Origin of the sequence: Prauserella marina, assembly GCF_002240355.1 — a bacterium.
GTDB classification, from domain to species: domain Bacteria; phylum Actinomycetota; class Actinomycetes; order Mycobacteriales; family Pseudonocardiaceae; genus Prauserella_A; species Prauserella_A marina.
The window spans coordinates 3,903,623-3,916,797 of sequence record NZ_CP016353.1; the positions used below are offsets into that span (position 1 = coordinate 3,903,623).

Annotated in this window: 15 protein-coding genes and 1 pseudogene; 8 read left to right on the top strand and 8 right to left on the bottom strand. The window is 66.0% G+C overall.

Features of this window, described 5'->3' with window-relative positions:
- Window positions 1–144: 144 nt before the first annotated feature.
- The gene (locus tag BAY61_RS18320; protein WP_091808834.1) at window positions 145–780 is read left to right on the top strand and encodes a flavodoxin family protein; all 636 of its coding nucleotides are present in this window, start codon (window positions 145–147) and stop codon (window positions 778–780) included.
- A 130-nt stretch (window positions 781–910) separates the two neighbouring features.
- Here the strand turns inward: BAY61_RS18320 and BAY61_RS18325 are convergent, their stop codons facing one another.
- Window positions 911–1,960 (bottom strand): NAD-dependent epimerase/dehydratase family protein, encoded by a 1,050-nt coding sequence (locus tag BAY61_RS18325; protein WP_091808836.1) that lies wholly within the window; start codon window positions 1,958–1,960, stop codon window positions 911–913.
- Between the two features lie 104 nt (window positions 1,961–2,064).
- Between BAY61_RS18325 and BAY61_RS18330 the strand changes: the two genes are divergently transcribed.
- From BAY61_RS18330 to BAY61_RS18340, 3 genes are all read left to right on the top strand, one after another.
- The gene (locus tag BAY61_RS18330; RefSeq protein ID WP_338061489.1) at window positions 2,065–2,307 is read left to right on the top strand and encodes a DUF6480 family protein; all 243 of its coding nucleotides are present in this window, start codon (window positions 2,065–2,067) and stop codon (window positions 2,305–2,307) included.
- Between the two features lie 788 nt (window positions 2,308–3,095).
- Window positions 3,096–3,914: a HemK2/MTQ2 family protein methyltransferase gene (locus BAY61_RS18335; RefSeq protein ID WP_338061490.1), complete on the top strand. Its 819-nt coding sequence runs from the start codon at window positions 3,096–3,098 to the stop codon at window positions 3,912–3,914.
- Between the two features lie 10 nt (window positions 3,915–3,924).
- The gene (locus tag BAY61_RS18340; protein WP_091809028.1) at window positions 3,925–4,110 is read left to right on the top strand and encodes a CDGSH iron-sulfur domain-containing protein; all 186 of its coding nucleotides are present in this window, start codon (window positions 3,925–3,927) and stop codon (window positions 4,108–4,110) included.
- On the opposite strand, the gene BAY61_RS18345 is transcribed toward BAY61_RS18340, so the two are convergent.
- From BAY61_RS18345 to BAY61_RS18355, 3 genes are all read right to left on the bottom strand, one after another.
- Window positions 4,107–5,126, bottom strand: coding sequence for an iron-containing redox enzyme family protein (locus tag BAY61_RS18345; RefSeq protein ID WP_091808838.1), 1,020 nt, complete (start codon window positions 5,124–5,126; stop codon window positions 4,107–4,109). The genes BAY61_RS18340 and BAY61_RS18345 overlap by 4 nt on opposite strands.
- 110 nt (window positions 5,127–5,236) lie before the next feature.
- Window positions 5,237–6,115: a manganese catalase gene (locus tag BAY61_RS18350; RefSeq protein ID WP_091808840.1), complete on the bottom strand. Its 879-nt coding sequence runs from the start codon at window positions 6,113–6,115 to the stop codon at window positions 5,237–5,239.
- A 28-nt stretch (window positions 6,116–6,143) separates the two neighbouring features.
- The gene (locus BAY61_RS18355; RefSeq protein WP_091808842.1) at window positions 6,144–6,560 is read right to left on the bottom strand and encodes a CBS domain-containing protein; all 417 of its coding nucleotides are present in this window, start codon (window positions 6,558–6,560) and stop codon (window positions 6,144–6,146) included.
- A gap of 212 nt (window positions 6,561–6,772) precedes the next feature.
- On the opposite strand from BAY61_RS18355, the gene BAY61_RS18360 reads away from it, so the two are divergent.
- Entirely contained in the window at window positions 6,773–7,948 is a 1,176-nt protein-coding gene (locus BAY61_RS18360) for an FUSC family protein (protein WP_091808843.1), read from the top strand.
- Between the two features lie 26 nt (window positions 7,949–7,974).
- Here BAY61_RS18360 and BAY61_RS18365 read toward each other — a convergent pair whose 3' ends face one another.
- On the bottom strand, window positions 7,975–8,385 hold the full coding sequence (locus BAY61_RS18365; protein ID WP_091808845.1) for an STAS domain-containing protein: 411 nt from the start codon (window positions 8,383–8,385) through the stop codon (window positions 7,975–7,977).
- Between the two features lie 382 nt (window positions 8,386–8,767).
- Between BAY61_RS18365 and BAY61_RS18370 the strand changes: the two genes are divergently transcribed.
- A complete protein-coding gene (locus BAY61_RS18370) occupies window positions 8,768–9,178 on the top strand; it encodes a DUF4383 domain-containing protein (protein WP_245866231.1) in 411 nt (136 codons plus the stop codon).
- A gap of 60 nt (window positions 9,179–9,238) precedes the next feature.
- A complete protein-coding gene (locus tag BAY61_RS18375; RefSeq protein WP_091808849.1) occupies window positions 9,239–10,723 on the top strand; it encodes an FAD-dependent oxidoreductase in 1,485 nt (494 codons plus the stop codon).
- Window positions 10,724–10,892: 169 nt separating this feature from the next.
- Here BAY61_RS18375 and BAY61_RS33820 read toward each other — a convergent pair whose 3' ends face one another.
- The 3 genes from BAY61_RS33820 to BAY61_RS18385 form a co-directional block, all read right to left on the bottom strand.
- Window positions 10,893–11,021: a hypothetical protein gene (locus tag BAY61_RS33820; RefSeq protein ID WP_256328138.1), complete on the bottom strand. Its 129-nt coding sequence runs from the start codon at window positions 11,019–11,021 to the stop codon at window positions 10,893–10,895.
- 1,097 nt (window positions 11,022–12,118) lie between these two features.
- Window positions 12,119–12,259 (bottom strand): hypothetical protein, encoded by a 141-nt coding sequence (locus BAY61_RS32980; protein WP_170140275.1) that lies wholly within the window; start codon window positions 12,257–12,259, stop codon window positions 12,119–12,121.
- Between the two features lie 9 nt (window positions 12,260–12,268).
- Window positions 12,269–12,496, bottom strand: a complete 228-nt coding sequence (locus BAY61_RS18385; RefSeq protein WP_094168497.1) for a hypothetical protein — start codon at window positions 12,494–12,496, stop codon at window positions 12,269–12,271.
- A gap of 1 nt (window position 12,497) precedes the next feature.
- Between BAY61_RS18385 and BAY61_RS33600 the strand changes: the two are divergent.
- Window positions 12,498–12,971: pseudogene (locus BAY61_RS33600) on the top strand (DDE-type integrase/transposase/recombinase); the annotation flags it as partial.
- Window positions 12,972–13,175 lie beyond the last annotated feature (204 nt).

The following is a 13,175-nucleotide window of genomic DNA, read 5'->3' on the forward strand; positions in this document are numbered from 1 at the left end:
CCTACGGACGCAGCCGAGTTGACGGAACTTTGCCGTGAGCCGCGCGTTTCCTCCTCCGGTACACGTCGTTCCTTCTTCCAGTACCCCAGTTTTCGCGTTCTCACGACGGGTAGCCCATTCGGGCGAGCCGAAGGAGGATTCGTCATGTCCGACCACGTACCGTCGCCCTCGTCGGCCACTCCACGCGCACTAGCGTTGGTCTGCAGTCTCAAGCCTTCGCCATCGCCATCCAGCAGCGAAGTCATGGCGCGGCAGGTGCTGGAGGAAATCGCCAAGCACGGCTACGAGACCGAGTCGGTGCGGGTTGCGGACTACGACGTGCGCCCGGGCGTCGAAGCCGACATGGGCGGTGGCGACCAATGGCCGCTGCTGCGGCGAAAACTCTACGACGCCGATGTACTCGTGTTCGCGACGCCGACCTGGGTCGGGCACATGTCCAGCATCGCGCAGCGAGTCCTGGAGCGCCTTGATGCCGAACTGTCGGAGACCGACGAACGAGGTAGGCCCGCGCTGTACGGCAAGGTGGCGGTCGTCGCTGTCGTCGGCAACGAGGACGGCGCGCACAAGATCATCGCGGACGCGTTCCAGGGGCTCAACGACATGGGTTACACGGTGGCGGCCCAAGGTGGCACGTACTGGAACGCCGAGGCCATGAACCCACGGGAGTACCGCGAACTGGACAGCACACCCGAGGCGGTCGCCTCCACGACGAGATCCTTGGCCGCCAATGCCGCGCATATGGAGGGCCTTCTGCGTCAGCGGAACTACCCGGCTACGTGAGCCCGCGACGCGGTGCCAGGTACGTGCGAGTTCCGCCCCACGACGGCGAGATCCGCGCCCAGGACGCGCCGCGCGGCCGTGGATCATGCCACAGGTCAGGCTCCACGGGCAGGACGTCGATGTCCATCGGTCAGGGCCGCTTTCCTACGCCGGTACTGATCTCGTGCAGCCGCGAGTCGTCCGGCGCGAGCGGCGGGGTCGCGCCTCCCGCACCTCCGCGCAAGCCAATGAAGAAGTCGTTGAGTGCTTCCGCGGCCGTGCGCCGAGGCTGCCAGTCCAGTTCCGACTTCGCGCGGACCGTGCTCATCACCGGCAGGTGCAGTACGGCGTCGAAGAGGCCGGCCGTCGCGGGTATGAGCCGGAGCCGCCATGCCGTGGCTAGCGCGTACCGAGCGAGAAAGGCGGGCACCGGGACCAGTTTCGCGCCGAACAGGTCCGCGAGGAAACGGGTGTCCACCACCGGATCGGCCGCGAGGTTGAACGCGCCGGACACATGGCGCCGAACACAGCGGTGCAGGGCATCGGCGACGTCGTCGCTGTGTACAACCTGCATTCGCAGGCCCGGGACATCAGGGAGCATGGGGATCACGCCAGGCCGCGCGAGGCTGCCCGGCAGAAACGGCCCCGCGAACAGTCGTCGCTGTTCGGAGGCAGCCTCCTGACGGAACACGAAACCCGGCCGGACCCGGGCCACCCGCGTCCGAGGATGAGCGGGTTCAAAACCGTCGAGATACCTTTCCAGATAGGCCTTTTCCCGGGTGTAGGCGGCGTTGGGCCAGCCGTGTGTCGGCCAGTTCTCGTCGACCGGCCGGTCGTCTTCTCGTGGGGAGTAGGCGCCCACCGACGAGGAGTAGACGATCTTCGAGACGCCGGCTTCGGCCGCGGCTTCGAAGACCCGTATCGAGCCGAGTACGTTGGCGTTCCAGGTCACCTCGGGGCGGCGGGTCGGCTGGAAGAGCCACGCCAGGTGGACCACGACGTCCGCGTCACGAAAGACGCGGGTCAGGCCCCAGGCGCTCACGTCAGCTTCGACGAAGTCGATCTTCGGGAGTGCCCACCGCGGCCTGCGGCGGGCGAGGGCGGTCACCGCGCCCACCCTCGGGTCGGCGCTGAGAACACGGAGCAGCCCGATGCCCAGGTTGCCGGTGGCGCCCGTGACGACGATCCGTTGAGCTGCCATGCCGGGCGGATACCCTGGCTTACCCCCACCTAACCAGCCGAAGGGCAGACCTCAGTGGACAGACGGAGGTTTGCGCTGCGATACACGGCGGGAACCCGCATGACATGGACCGCGACCACGAAGAGCACCATTCCATGGACTCGGCGGACCAGGTGCCGGGACTTGAACCGGGCGGCGGTGTGCCGCCCGGGGAGACGCCACCGGAAGCGGGGCAGACGTCAGGCCTGTCGGCGCCGCAACCGTATCCACCGAAGGGCATTCCGACCACGACGATCGTGGTCAGCGCGGTCCTTGTGCTGGCAGTGGCCGTGTTGGTTCTGTTGGTGGGGCTGGGAATGGTGGGCTGATACCGCGTTCCGGCTCAGACACTATTCGGGGCGATCGGAGGCGCCCTCTCGTACCTCCGGTATCCAGGCTTCCGGTATCCAGGACTGCGCCGACACCTCAGCTCGACATCAGCGCTCGTCGTCACCGGAAACATGGTGTGTCCGAAGCTTTCCGCGAATGCGCCGAGGCGACTATGACGATGGTGCTCCCGAATCCCGAGGGCGACACGTGGGCATCTTGTCCTCCGTGTGAATATCGTTGCCAGGCACCGCGAGCAAGCGTCGCGCGCGTCATCGGGGTGTGCTCCGCACTGTCGATCACCCTGCACGCTCCGTGATAGCCGCATCTCGTACCCGGGCGCGGGCCCTCGTCGCGCGCCGCGTGGTCCGGCTGTGGCCACATTGCATAACCTTGCGACATCGAGCAGGAGCCTCAGCTGTCCTGCCTCACATGGCTTCCGTCTTGGCGCTATGAACGCAACTTGCCAGGTATGCGTCGAAAAGACCGCCTCGGGAGGAACGATGCTGAAGAAGAACGTTGCCGATGGCATCTGGCCCGCGTTGCACCGAGCACTCGACGACGCGGACGGCGTGCTCGGTGACGTTTCGCTGACGCGACATCCTCGGCGCCACGGCCGTGACCGTCCGCTGTGGTGGTACCTGCCGACGCAGGGAACACGAACGCCGCAAATTGTCTCTCGGGAGCGGCGACCGTCGATCCGCAACGGGGGCTCCGAGCTCGTTGACGCCGATCGCGGAAACCCGGTGCGCGCACCGTACTCGTCGGACACGGCGAGGGTGGACGCACGGTGCCGAGCGTCTGGTCGATCTGGCCCGGCAACACGGGCGGTCGTGACGCCACCTCGATTGTCGTGGCACGGGCCGTCTCGTGGCGTCCCAAGATCCTGTTTCCGGTGGGCATGGGCAGTTTCGGTGCGCGTTGCGCTGGGTATGGCCTGTGCGTGTGGCTGCTGAGATTGCCCGGTGTGTACCGCCCGCAAGCCGACACGTGGTTGCTGGCCAAGGCCTTGCGGGAAGCCGGTATTCGCCCTGGCGCCAAAGTGCTGGATCTGGGCGCCGGGTGCGGCGCTCTCGCCGTGGAAGCGGCGGCTGCGGGGGCTGGCGACGTGACGGCTGTGGACCGCAGCAGGCGAGCCGTGTTGTGTGCGGCCGTCAACGCCGGGATCCGGGGGCTGCCCGTGCGGACCCTGCGCGGTGACTTGCTGGAACAGCGGGAGCAGGGCCCTTTCGATGTGGTGCTGGCCAATCCTCCGTATGTGCCGTGCGCGGCGGACATGGACGTCGAGACGACCGCGCAACGCGCCTGGAACGCGGGCATCGACGGCAGGAAATTCCTGGATCCCTTGTGTGCCAATGCGGCATCGTTGCTTACTCGTGGCGGCTCCTTACTGATGGTGCATTCGGCATTGTGTGGTACCGCTCGGACACTGAGCGCTCTGCGCCGCTCGGGATTGAAGGCCGCCGTGGTCGCGAGGGCGATGGAGCCATTCGGGCCGGTATTACGCGAGCGGGCGGGTTATCTGGCCGAGCGAGGGCTTATCTCGCCGGGGGAGAACTTCGAGGAGTTGGTGGTGATCCGTGCCGACCGAGTCGAACGGCCGTGGTGAGCCGAAGCGAATGAGGATGGTCGCCGGCGGTCCGTTGCTCGTCGAAGGGCCCGTGGACCTGGAGATGCCGGACGGCAGCGTCGTCAGCGCGGACCGCTTCGTGGTGGCAGTGTGTCTGTGCCGCCGGAGCAAGCGGTATCCGTTGTGTGACACCAGCCATCGCCGACGAATCCGCACCAACCCGGAGTCCTCTTAGGATGTAATAGGCGCGGAGCGGAACGCGGTGCGCTCGTTGGTCCATGAACGCAGCACCCGGTCGGCGAATCGTGCTTCGAGGTGCTCGGTGGCCTGGATACCGAAGACCACATCGGCGGCCAGTTCCGGTTCCGTCGCCAGCAGGTCGCCGATCACGTCGTGACGCATGATTTGTTCGTGTACCGCGTCGGCCTCGATGTGTTCGGTGTAGAAAACGCGGTCCTGTTCGGAGAGACCGAGTCGTCGCAACCCGATGTCGAGACGTTGGGCGGTCGGCGCGGTGGTGATCTCGGCGGCGGCGAAGTGTCCGACCAGCGCGCCACGGAGGCTCCGGTGAAGCCCGCACAAGGACATCAGGTTGACCACGGCCAGCATCTCGGCCGGGGCTTGGTCAAGATAGTGCAGGTATCCGGTTTGCAGGCCGGTCACGGCGAGCAGGTCGGTATACAACCGGGAGTGCATCCGTTCGGCCCTGCCGCCGCCGAACTCGTCGAATTCGACCGATACCAGCGCCGCTTTGGCCTTCCCTCGCAGCCTGGGGATGACCCACGCGTGCGGATCCGCCTCCTTGTGGTGGTAGATCGAGCGAAGCGCGAGGTACTCCCGCATGTGCCACCACTGGCCGTGGTCGCGAAGGTAATGGCTGACCCCGTGAGCGTCGATCGGTTCGACAAGCAGGCTCGCCACGGCGCGGTCGGCGTCGGTTCCGCCGTCGACATCCGAGCGCAGCGCCCCGAGAAAGACTGCCTCCAGCACGCCGCGCAACCGCAGGAGCCCAGGATCCCATTCCCAGTCGCCGCGCGCACCGGCGAAACCGCGATAGTGCAATTCGTAGCAGCAGTGCAACGCGAGCTGGAGATCGTCCCCGTAGGGGTCGCTTCGCCTCGCTTCCGCCAACGGGAACGCCGGCTCCGCGGCGCTGTCCCGCAGAGCGCCCAGCACCGCTGCTGACACCGGCCCGCGGGCTTCCGGCAGGACAGCACCGCGTTCCTCCGCGCCAACGGCAACAGCTGTCATGCACACGCCTCCGTCCGAACTGCTTGGTGGCTACCCGCTCCACCCGTTCCTATTCGCATGAACCGGCCTCTATCCGGGACTCACGACCGGGGGTTGCCGATGTGCCCTCCTCAACGACCGTTGTCCTTGAGCTTGTTCTTCGCCTGCTTTGCCTTCCCCTTAAGGGTCCCTGAAGCGTCCTGCGCCGGAGCGTAGGTCCCGAACAGGTTCGGGTCCGGTTTCGGTGCGGTCGCCGGTCCGCCGAGTGGTTTCGGAGCTTCCAGGTACTCGATGTCTCCGTCGGCACTCCACCCGCCTTTGGCGCCGTCAGGGCCGTCCGAGAGGTGCCAGACGGTGTTGTTGTGATCGCTGTTCTCGACGTCGAAAAGGGCCGACGGCGCGATCGGGCCTTCGATGCCATCGGCTTCCAGCTCCTCGATCGCCGCGAGCCACTGCTTCTGGTGAACGGTGTCGCGGGCGAGATTGAACTGGAGCATTTCCTTCACGCCCGGATCGTCGGTCATGTTGTACAGTCGCGCGGTCTGGAGCCGCCCCTGCGCTTCAGCGGCGGCATTGGCGCGAAAATCAGCCAGTAGGTTTCCGCTCGCCACGATGTAACCGCCGTTCCAAGGCACACCCTGGCTGTTGTTCGGCAATGCGCCGCCGCCCGCGACGATCGCCTGCTGCGGATCCATGCCACCCAGAACCGCTGCCATCACCGGATCCTTGTCCGCCGCTTCGGCCGTTTCGGTGGCCGGTGCGCCGTCAAGCAACCGGGCCACCATCGTCGCCAGCATCTCGACGTGCCCGATCTCCTCGGTCGCCGTGTCCATGATGAGATCCTTGTACTTTCCTTCGATGCGGCAGTTCCAGCCCTGGAACAGATACTGCATCGTCACCGTCATCTCACCGTAGGCGCCGCCGATCAGCTCCTGCAGTTTGCGCGCGTATGCCGCGTCCGGCCGTTGCGGTTTGGCCTCGAACTGCAGCAGTTTGGTGTGCCGGAACACGATGTCTCCTTCTCCTTCGGGTGTCGCCTCAATCGGTCGACAGAGCTTCTAGCAGGTCACCGACCTTCGGTTCACGAAGAGCGCGGGCGACATCGGCCTGGGCGACGATCCCGACAAGATCGTGGCCGTCGATGACCGGCAGCCTGCGGACCTTGTGCTCGCTCATCGTGCGCAAAATCTCTTCCGCCTCGTCGTCGGCGCCGATGGTCACGGCTTCGCCCTGTGCGAGGTCCCCGGCCTGAACCGCGCGTGGGTCCTTCCCGGCGGCAAGTACCTGAACGACGATGTCGCGGTCGGTGAGCATGCCCTTGAGCTGATCGTCCTGAGCGCAGATGGGCAGTGCGCCCACGGAAGCGTCGGCCATTTTTCGGGCCGCGTCCAGCACCGCGTCGCTGGTGCGCACGCACTGGGGATTACTGGTCATGATGTTGCGTGCCTTGGTCATCTCGCTCCTTTGTCGGAAGTGACACTCTTCGCGTACCCGATACTTCGGCGTCCAACCCCGTCGGTACCGGCGGCCTGGTGAACATGCTCGGCCGCGATAGGGATAGCCACGAATTGTCTCATGTGGACAGTGAGGGGTCTTCGCTGTGCCACCGTTGCGCGCGACGCTCATCCCGATGTGCAGGTGTTGGTGGCTCGGGGTAGCCGGTGAAAGTGGGGTTCATACGCAGGTTGGCCGAACTCTCCTACCAGCCGGTCGGCTGGTTGCGGGCGGCCATCACCGATTCCGGTCGAGAGCGCGAAGGCGTCATCCAGGCGGCGAAAATGGCGGGAGCCGCGGTGGTGTCGTGGCTCATCGCGAGGGAGATCGGCCCTTCTCAGTCGTTCATCGCCCCCTATGCCGCGGTGTTCCTTATGAGCGAAACCGTCTTGCGCTCGTTACTCGGAGTGGCGCAGCAGCTCAGTGCGCTGGTCCTGGGTGTGTTGCTGGCTTTCGTCAGCATCAAGGTGACCGGCGAACCTGTTCTGGCGATGGGACTAGCGGTCTTCCTCGGCATGTTGATAGGGCAGTGGCACCAGTTCGGAGGCAGCGGTGTCTGGATCGGTATCACAGCGTTGCTCATGCTCGGGTACGGAACCGCCGATCAACAAGGCTTCCTGCTGCTCAGAGTGGGTGAGTCGGCTATCGGTGCGGGCATCGGGGCCGCGGTGAACATCTTCGTGCTTCCGCCGGTGCACTTGCGCGACACCCAGTACGCGGCCAGGGAGCTCAGCCGTGAGGTCGGTTCGCTGGTTCGGGGTTTCGCCGAGAGTATCCGGGCCGATCTGTCGAGGTACGATCCGCGATCCTGGCTACGACGCGCGCGGGCAATGCAGTTCTCGGTGCGCAAAGCCGACGACGCGGCCAGACGCGCGCGAGAGGGCGCGCGGTTCAACCCGCGTTGGCATCTGCCCCGCCGCCATGTCCGGTCGACGTCTCCCGCGCGTTACCTCGCGGCTATCGGCGCGCTGCAGGTGATCGTGGATCAGGTACAACGAATGGCCGAGGCGCTGGCGTGGCTGCAACGGATGCAAGACACGGACGCGCCGCTGGAATCGCCCTTCAAGGAGCGGTTCGCCGGGGCCCTGGATGACTTGGCCGCGGCAATCGACGGTTACGAGCGCCTGCCCGTACTCGACAGCGGCTCGCTCGACAGGCGACTGGCTGCGCTACTGGGCTGGATTCGCGACGAGCGAGTGGCCCTCGGCGAGCGCAGTCAGCGAGACTCCGGGGACGGGATCATCGGTGTTCGCGGCGTCGAAACGACATTGTTGCTGGCGCTGGAACAGGCCGGGCACGCGATCAGCGACGATTACGCCAGGAGGGATAACCAGAGCGTGGAGAGGTGAGTCCTCGCCCGTATCGGCGCGCGATCTCAGGGCGACGTGGCGTGGCGCCGGTCGAACGTTCCGACAAGCGCGTCAGACCTGCTGCCGCACAAAGGTACCTGGTCGACCACCCCGCATACCTTGATGGCGTGGCGAACAGCATGGGTGCGCGCGACCACTTTCAACCGGCGGCGATGAGCCCGGGACTGCTCAGCGATCGCACACAATGCCCGTACTCCTCCAATGGCGAGGTAGTGGACGGATGACAGGTCCAGCACGAGGATGCTGGGGTGTACTGCATCGATTTCTCTCACCGCACGCATGAAGATCGGTGTGGTGCGGGTGTCGAGGTCACCCGCCGCGGATACCACCCAGACCCCCTCGTACTGAGGGAAACGCTCGATCGTCAACAAGCCATTCACGATGTCTTGGCGCGGCAGTATGTTTGCTGTCGTCATGACCACTCCAGTTCAGGCGGAAAAGCCCACAACGTGGCTTGCGCGACGTTGAACAGGCCTGAACGCACATGAGGTCGTTCTCATGAAGGTAGTGCCACGGGAGACAGGACGCAACGCAAAGCTTATCGAGCTTTCGAAAGCCTAGATCCATCCACAATGGACTCGGCGGCCCTCGTGAACGGAGAAGCGGCTGTCACGAAGGCGCGGCGCGCGAGAGCCGCCCCTGGCGCGGGCGATCGGCGAGCACGTCCATCCAGGTGAGAGGCAAGTGTGGGCGGCCACGGGCCGGGTAGTCGGATGTCACGTGTCAGTGACGACGGAAGGATTCCACATGGCGCAGACCCGCGCACCGGTCACCCGAAGCTCCGGCCAGGTCGCCGCGATGGTCGTCGCGGCGTTGTTCCTCGTGGTGGGCATTCTCGGTTTTGTTCCCGGTGTCACGACCAATTACGACAGCCTGACCTTCGCCGGTCATCATTCCGGTGCTCTGTTGCTGGGCGTTTTCGCCGTGTCCGTGTTGCACAACATCGTGCACCTGCTCTTCGGTGTCGCCGGTTTCGTCCTGGCACGTACCGCGGGCGGAGCGCGTGGCTACCTCATCGGCGGTGGTGTGGTTTACGCGGTCCTGTGGCTCTACGGCCTGCTGATCGGTCAGGACTCCGCCGCCAACTTCGTTCCGCTGAACACGGCCGACAATTGGCTGCATCTCGGCTTGGCGGTACTCATGATCGGCCTCGGCGCCGTGCTGGGCACGCGGGGGACGACCACGAGTCGCCGAGGTGGCGCGGAGTGACGGTCACGGTTGGTGGCCGGAAGTCGTTTGACCGCTGAGTGTCGGGGGCATACCGGCTTCATGCGATTGCCCGATCCCCTGTCGTTGTGGCTGGACACGGCACCAGCACCCGGCCGCGCGAACCGGCCGCTTCCCTCGGAGGCCGACGTCGTCGTCGTGGGCGCCGGGATCGCGGGGCTGACGACCGCGTACCGGCTCGCAGCGGAAGGCCGTTCCGTCGTGGTACTGGAGGCGGGCCGGGTCGCCGGTGGGGTATCGGGGCACACGACGGCGAAGATCAGTGCCCAGCACGCGCTCAAGTACGCACAGCTCGCCGCCCACAAGGGCACCGAGGCGGCTCGCCGGTACGGGCGTACGCAGCTCGACGCGCTGGAGTGGATAGCCACCACGTCGGCGGAACTGGGGATCGAATGTGCTTTCGAACGTCGCGACAGCCTGGTTCACACGTCGGAGCGGCAGATGGTCGGGCAGCTCGAATCGGAGGCGGAAGCGGCGGCCGAAGCGGGCCTGCCCGCGGAGCGCGTGCCGGATATCGAGCTGCCGGTCGACGCCGCCGGTGCTGTCCGGTTCACCGGGCAGGCGCAGTTCCACCCCCGCCGCTGGCTGCTGGGCCTCGCAGATGCCGTCGAACACCGCGGAGGCGTCATTCTCGAAGGTAGCCCGGTGAGCAAGGTCGACGAGGGCACCGTTCCTGTCGTGCACACCGCACACGGGAGCGTCCGGGCGCGCGATGTCGTGATCGCCACCCACTACCCGATACTCGACAGAGGCTTGTACTTCGCGCGGTTGAACGTCGTGCGGGACCTGGTCGTAGCCGGCGAAGGCCGGATTCCGCCCGGAATGTATCTCGACGCCGTTACGCACAGGTCGGTTCGCTCCTACGACGGGCTCGTGCTTGTCGGGGGTGAGCATTACCGGACCGGTGCGCGGGTCGATGTCGAGGCGCGCTACGCGGCGCTCGCCGAAGCCGCGGCGGGCTTCGGGGTGACGTCGTTGACTCATCGGTGGTCAGCACACGATCTATCCACTGTGGACGGTGTCCCGTATGTGGGGCGGTATCATCCCGGGAGTAAGCGGTTGTGGGTGGCCACCGGCTTCGGCCAGTGGGGAATGACCGGAGGAACGGCGGCGGGTCTGCTGCTGGACCGACTGATCCGGGGCGACGACCCGCCCGAGGCAGGACTCTACGACCCGAACAGGTTCGATCCGCGCTCGACGCCCGCGCTGGCGCGCGACAACCTGACGGTCGCCAAGTACTTCGTCGGCGACCACGTCCGTGCCTTGGGCGGGGAAACCAGGGCGGACTCACTTCGTCCTGGTGAGGGTGCCGTGACGCGCGCGGGCGTCCGGTTCGCCGCCACCTACGTGGCGGAGGACGGCAGGCGGCACACGGTGAACGCACGCTGCACGCACCTCGGCTGCCTCGTCGCCTTCAACAACGCCGAGAAAACCTGGGACTGCCCATGTCACGGTTCCCGATTCGCTCCAGACGGCTCCGTGATCCAAGGCCCGGCCACTCGCCCGCTTCCGCCGATGGAGCCGTGACCTTCGGCGTCAAGGAAGAGTTCTTCCTGCTGGACGCCGAGGCCAGTACTCCCCTGCCGCTGGCGAAGGCGGTGCTGGCCGACAGCCCGCGCTAGGCCAGCGCGAGTGTGACACCCCACGAGGCACCCCCGCACCAGCCACCGCTCGAACCCAAGTGAACCCGCAAAGATTACATGTCGTCCATGAGGTGCTGGGTCGGGTTGGCCGACAAGTCGACCGGATCGGCCGACGAAGGGCTACTACGTCCGGAATTGCGCTGGTCGAACAGGACCACGCGGTAGCGGTCCGGATCGAACAAACTCCGCATCCTCGGGGAACTTCAGACCCATCTCGCGCTCGTCGAATACGTCGTCGACGCCCTCGAACAGCACCTCTCCTTCGAGGTTTCCGGCGCTGCCGACGACGGCGCCGTTCCAGATTGAACGCGAGTCGATCACGGGCAGCCCAGCTGATCGCCCCTCGCCGAGCCCGGCAACCCGGACATGCACCCACGACCGGAGACACGCGACGCATTCTGGTGCGGCGAGCTCCCGCTGGTGGCGACGTGGGCGTTTGCATGATGAAGAGCTGGCCGGTGGTCGTCACCCGCACAACACACCGTCCTCGACATGAGCGCGCGTTCGCCGGAGAAGACACGGACGGTGCCCAACTGACACGAAAAGTGGGCGCTACCTTTCGCCAAGATCACTGAACCCGCCGATATCCGTCCCGCCGAGCCTTGGCGTGAGCGGGCTTCATCGACACCGGTAACCCGCTGACCAGCAGGTTCAGGTTCGTATGCTGGCTTGTTGGGGGCCCCCGGCAAGCCAGTATACGAACCTGAACCTGCTGGTTAGCGGATTGCCTGTTGCCGTGAAACCGGCACACGCGAAGATTCGGCGTGATGGTTACCGACGGAGCTCCAGTGGCCGGTGACGGTCAGTAGCAGCAACCCATGTCGAAACGGGCTGGCTCGCCATTGCACCGGCTTTGCTGTTGGGTTCGGCTGGGGCCAGCCAAGGCAACCGTCGCCCGCGGCCGTAACCACGGCTAGCCACAAGGTGGCCTGGGATTCCATCCGGCTGGAGCCGGACAGCCCGGCACGCCGTGGGCGGTTGGGCTGAGCAGCACGACCGGCACGGCGACCTGGAAGTTGCAATCAACGAGGCCATTGATCTTTACGGATGGCCAGGACGCCGACGACGTGCTGACCCGCTCTCGGGCTTGGCAGGAATCGCGGCGAGCCGTGAGCGGGGCGAGCCTCGATGGTACTGGCCCGTCTGCCGCGTTTCCGGTCATAGCGCCGACGGCTGATGCGACGCGCCTTTTAGCTGTCGTCGTGTTGCTCGGGCAGGAGGGCTTCGCCCAGGGACTGGGCGAGGAGCAGTGCCGCGTGCAGTTCGAATCGGCGGTGGCTCACGTCGTGGCCGAGTAGATGGTCGCTCCGCACGCGCGGAGATCTGCGTCGGCGAGGCGTTCCAGCTGTGCTACCTCGTTTTCCGAGTCGGCCCAGGCGATGACCGCGAGGTGACAGCGATCGAGGTCGTAGCCCAGCACGGAGGATGCCTAGCGCGTGTCGATCTCGTCACCGGCGATGATCTGTCGGACGGTTTCCGCGCGGGCCGAGGCGGCGCTGGCGATCCACCGGTCGCGTTCAGCGAGGAACTCCGCGACCATAGAGTCGGAGAAAGTGTCGAGGTAGCCGAAGAGGTCCTCGGACACGGCCTTCATCTCGTCGGCGACGCGTTCCGGGGTGACGAGCGCCTCGCACGCGGCGAGGAAAGCGTGAGCCATGCCGGCGCACAAGGACCTGGTGCGCCGCGAGTTCACGGCAGAAGCACCGCATCGCCTGTGGTTGACCCGATATCTCCGAACACCCGACGAGCGAGGGCAAGGTCTACCTCTGCGCGGTCAAGGACGTGTGGTCGAACCGGATCGTGGGCTACTCCATCGCCGACCGCATGAGCTTCCAGCAGGCAGCGGACGCGCTCGAATCCGGCGGCCCGGCCGCTTGACGAGGCGGGAGCGTCGCCCGGGTGCAGGCTCCACAGCGATCGTGCAGGGCAATTCCGGAGCCGGAAACTGCAACAAGCGTTGTGGCGCCACCACATACGCGGCTCGATGGGCCACCCGCGACGAACTCCGGATCGCGATCGTGACCTGGATCGAACGCACTTACCACCGCCGACGCCGCCAGATCCGACTCGGCCGATTGACCCCCATCGAATACGAAACCATCATGAGCCAGATCGCCACCACCGCGGCCTAAACCCCACCGTCATAGAACCGTTCAGCAGCCCCAGGGACACCGGGCGCGGTCGGCGGCGCCCGTTTGGCTGTACGTCCGGTGTCACACCGAACCTCACCAATTGGGAAGTGGGTGCCGAGCCTGGGCAAGCCGACCGTTGAGCTGGCGATTGTGATCGTCCCGCCCGAGTGGTCGCATGGGGTGTAGTGTTGATGGTGTCGAGAG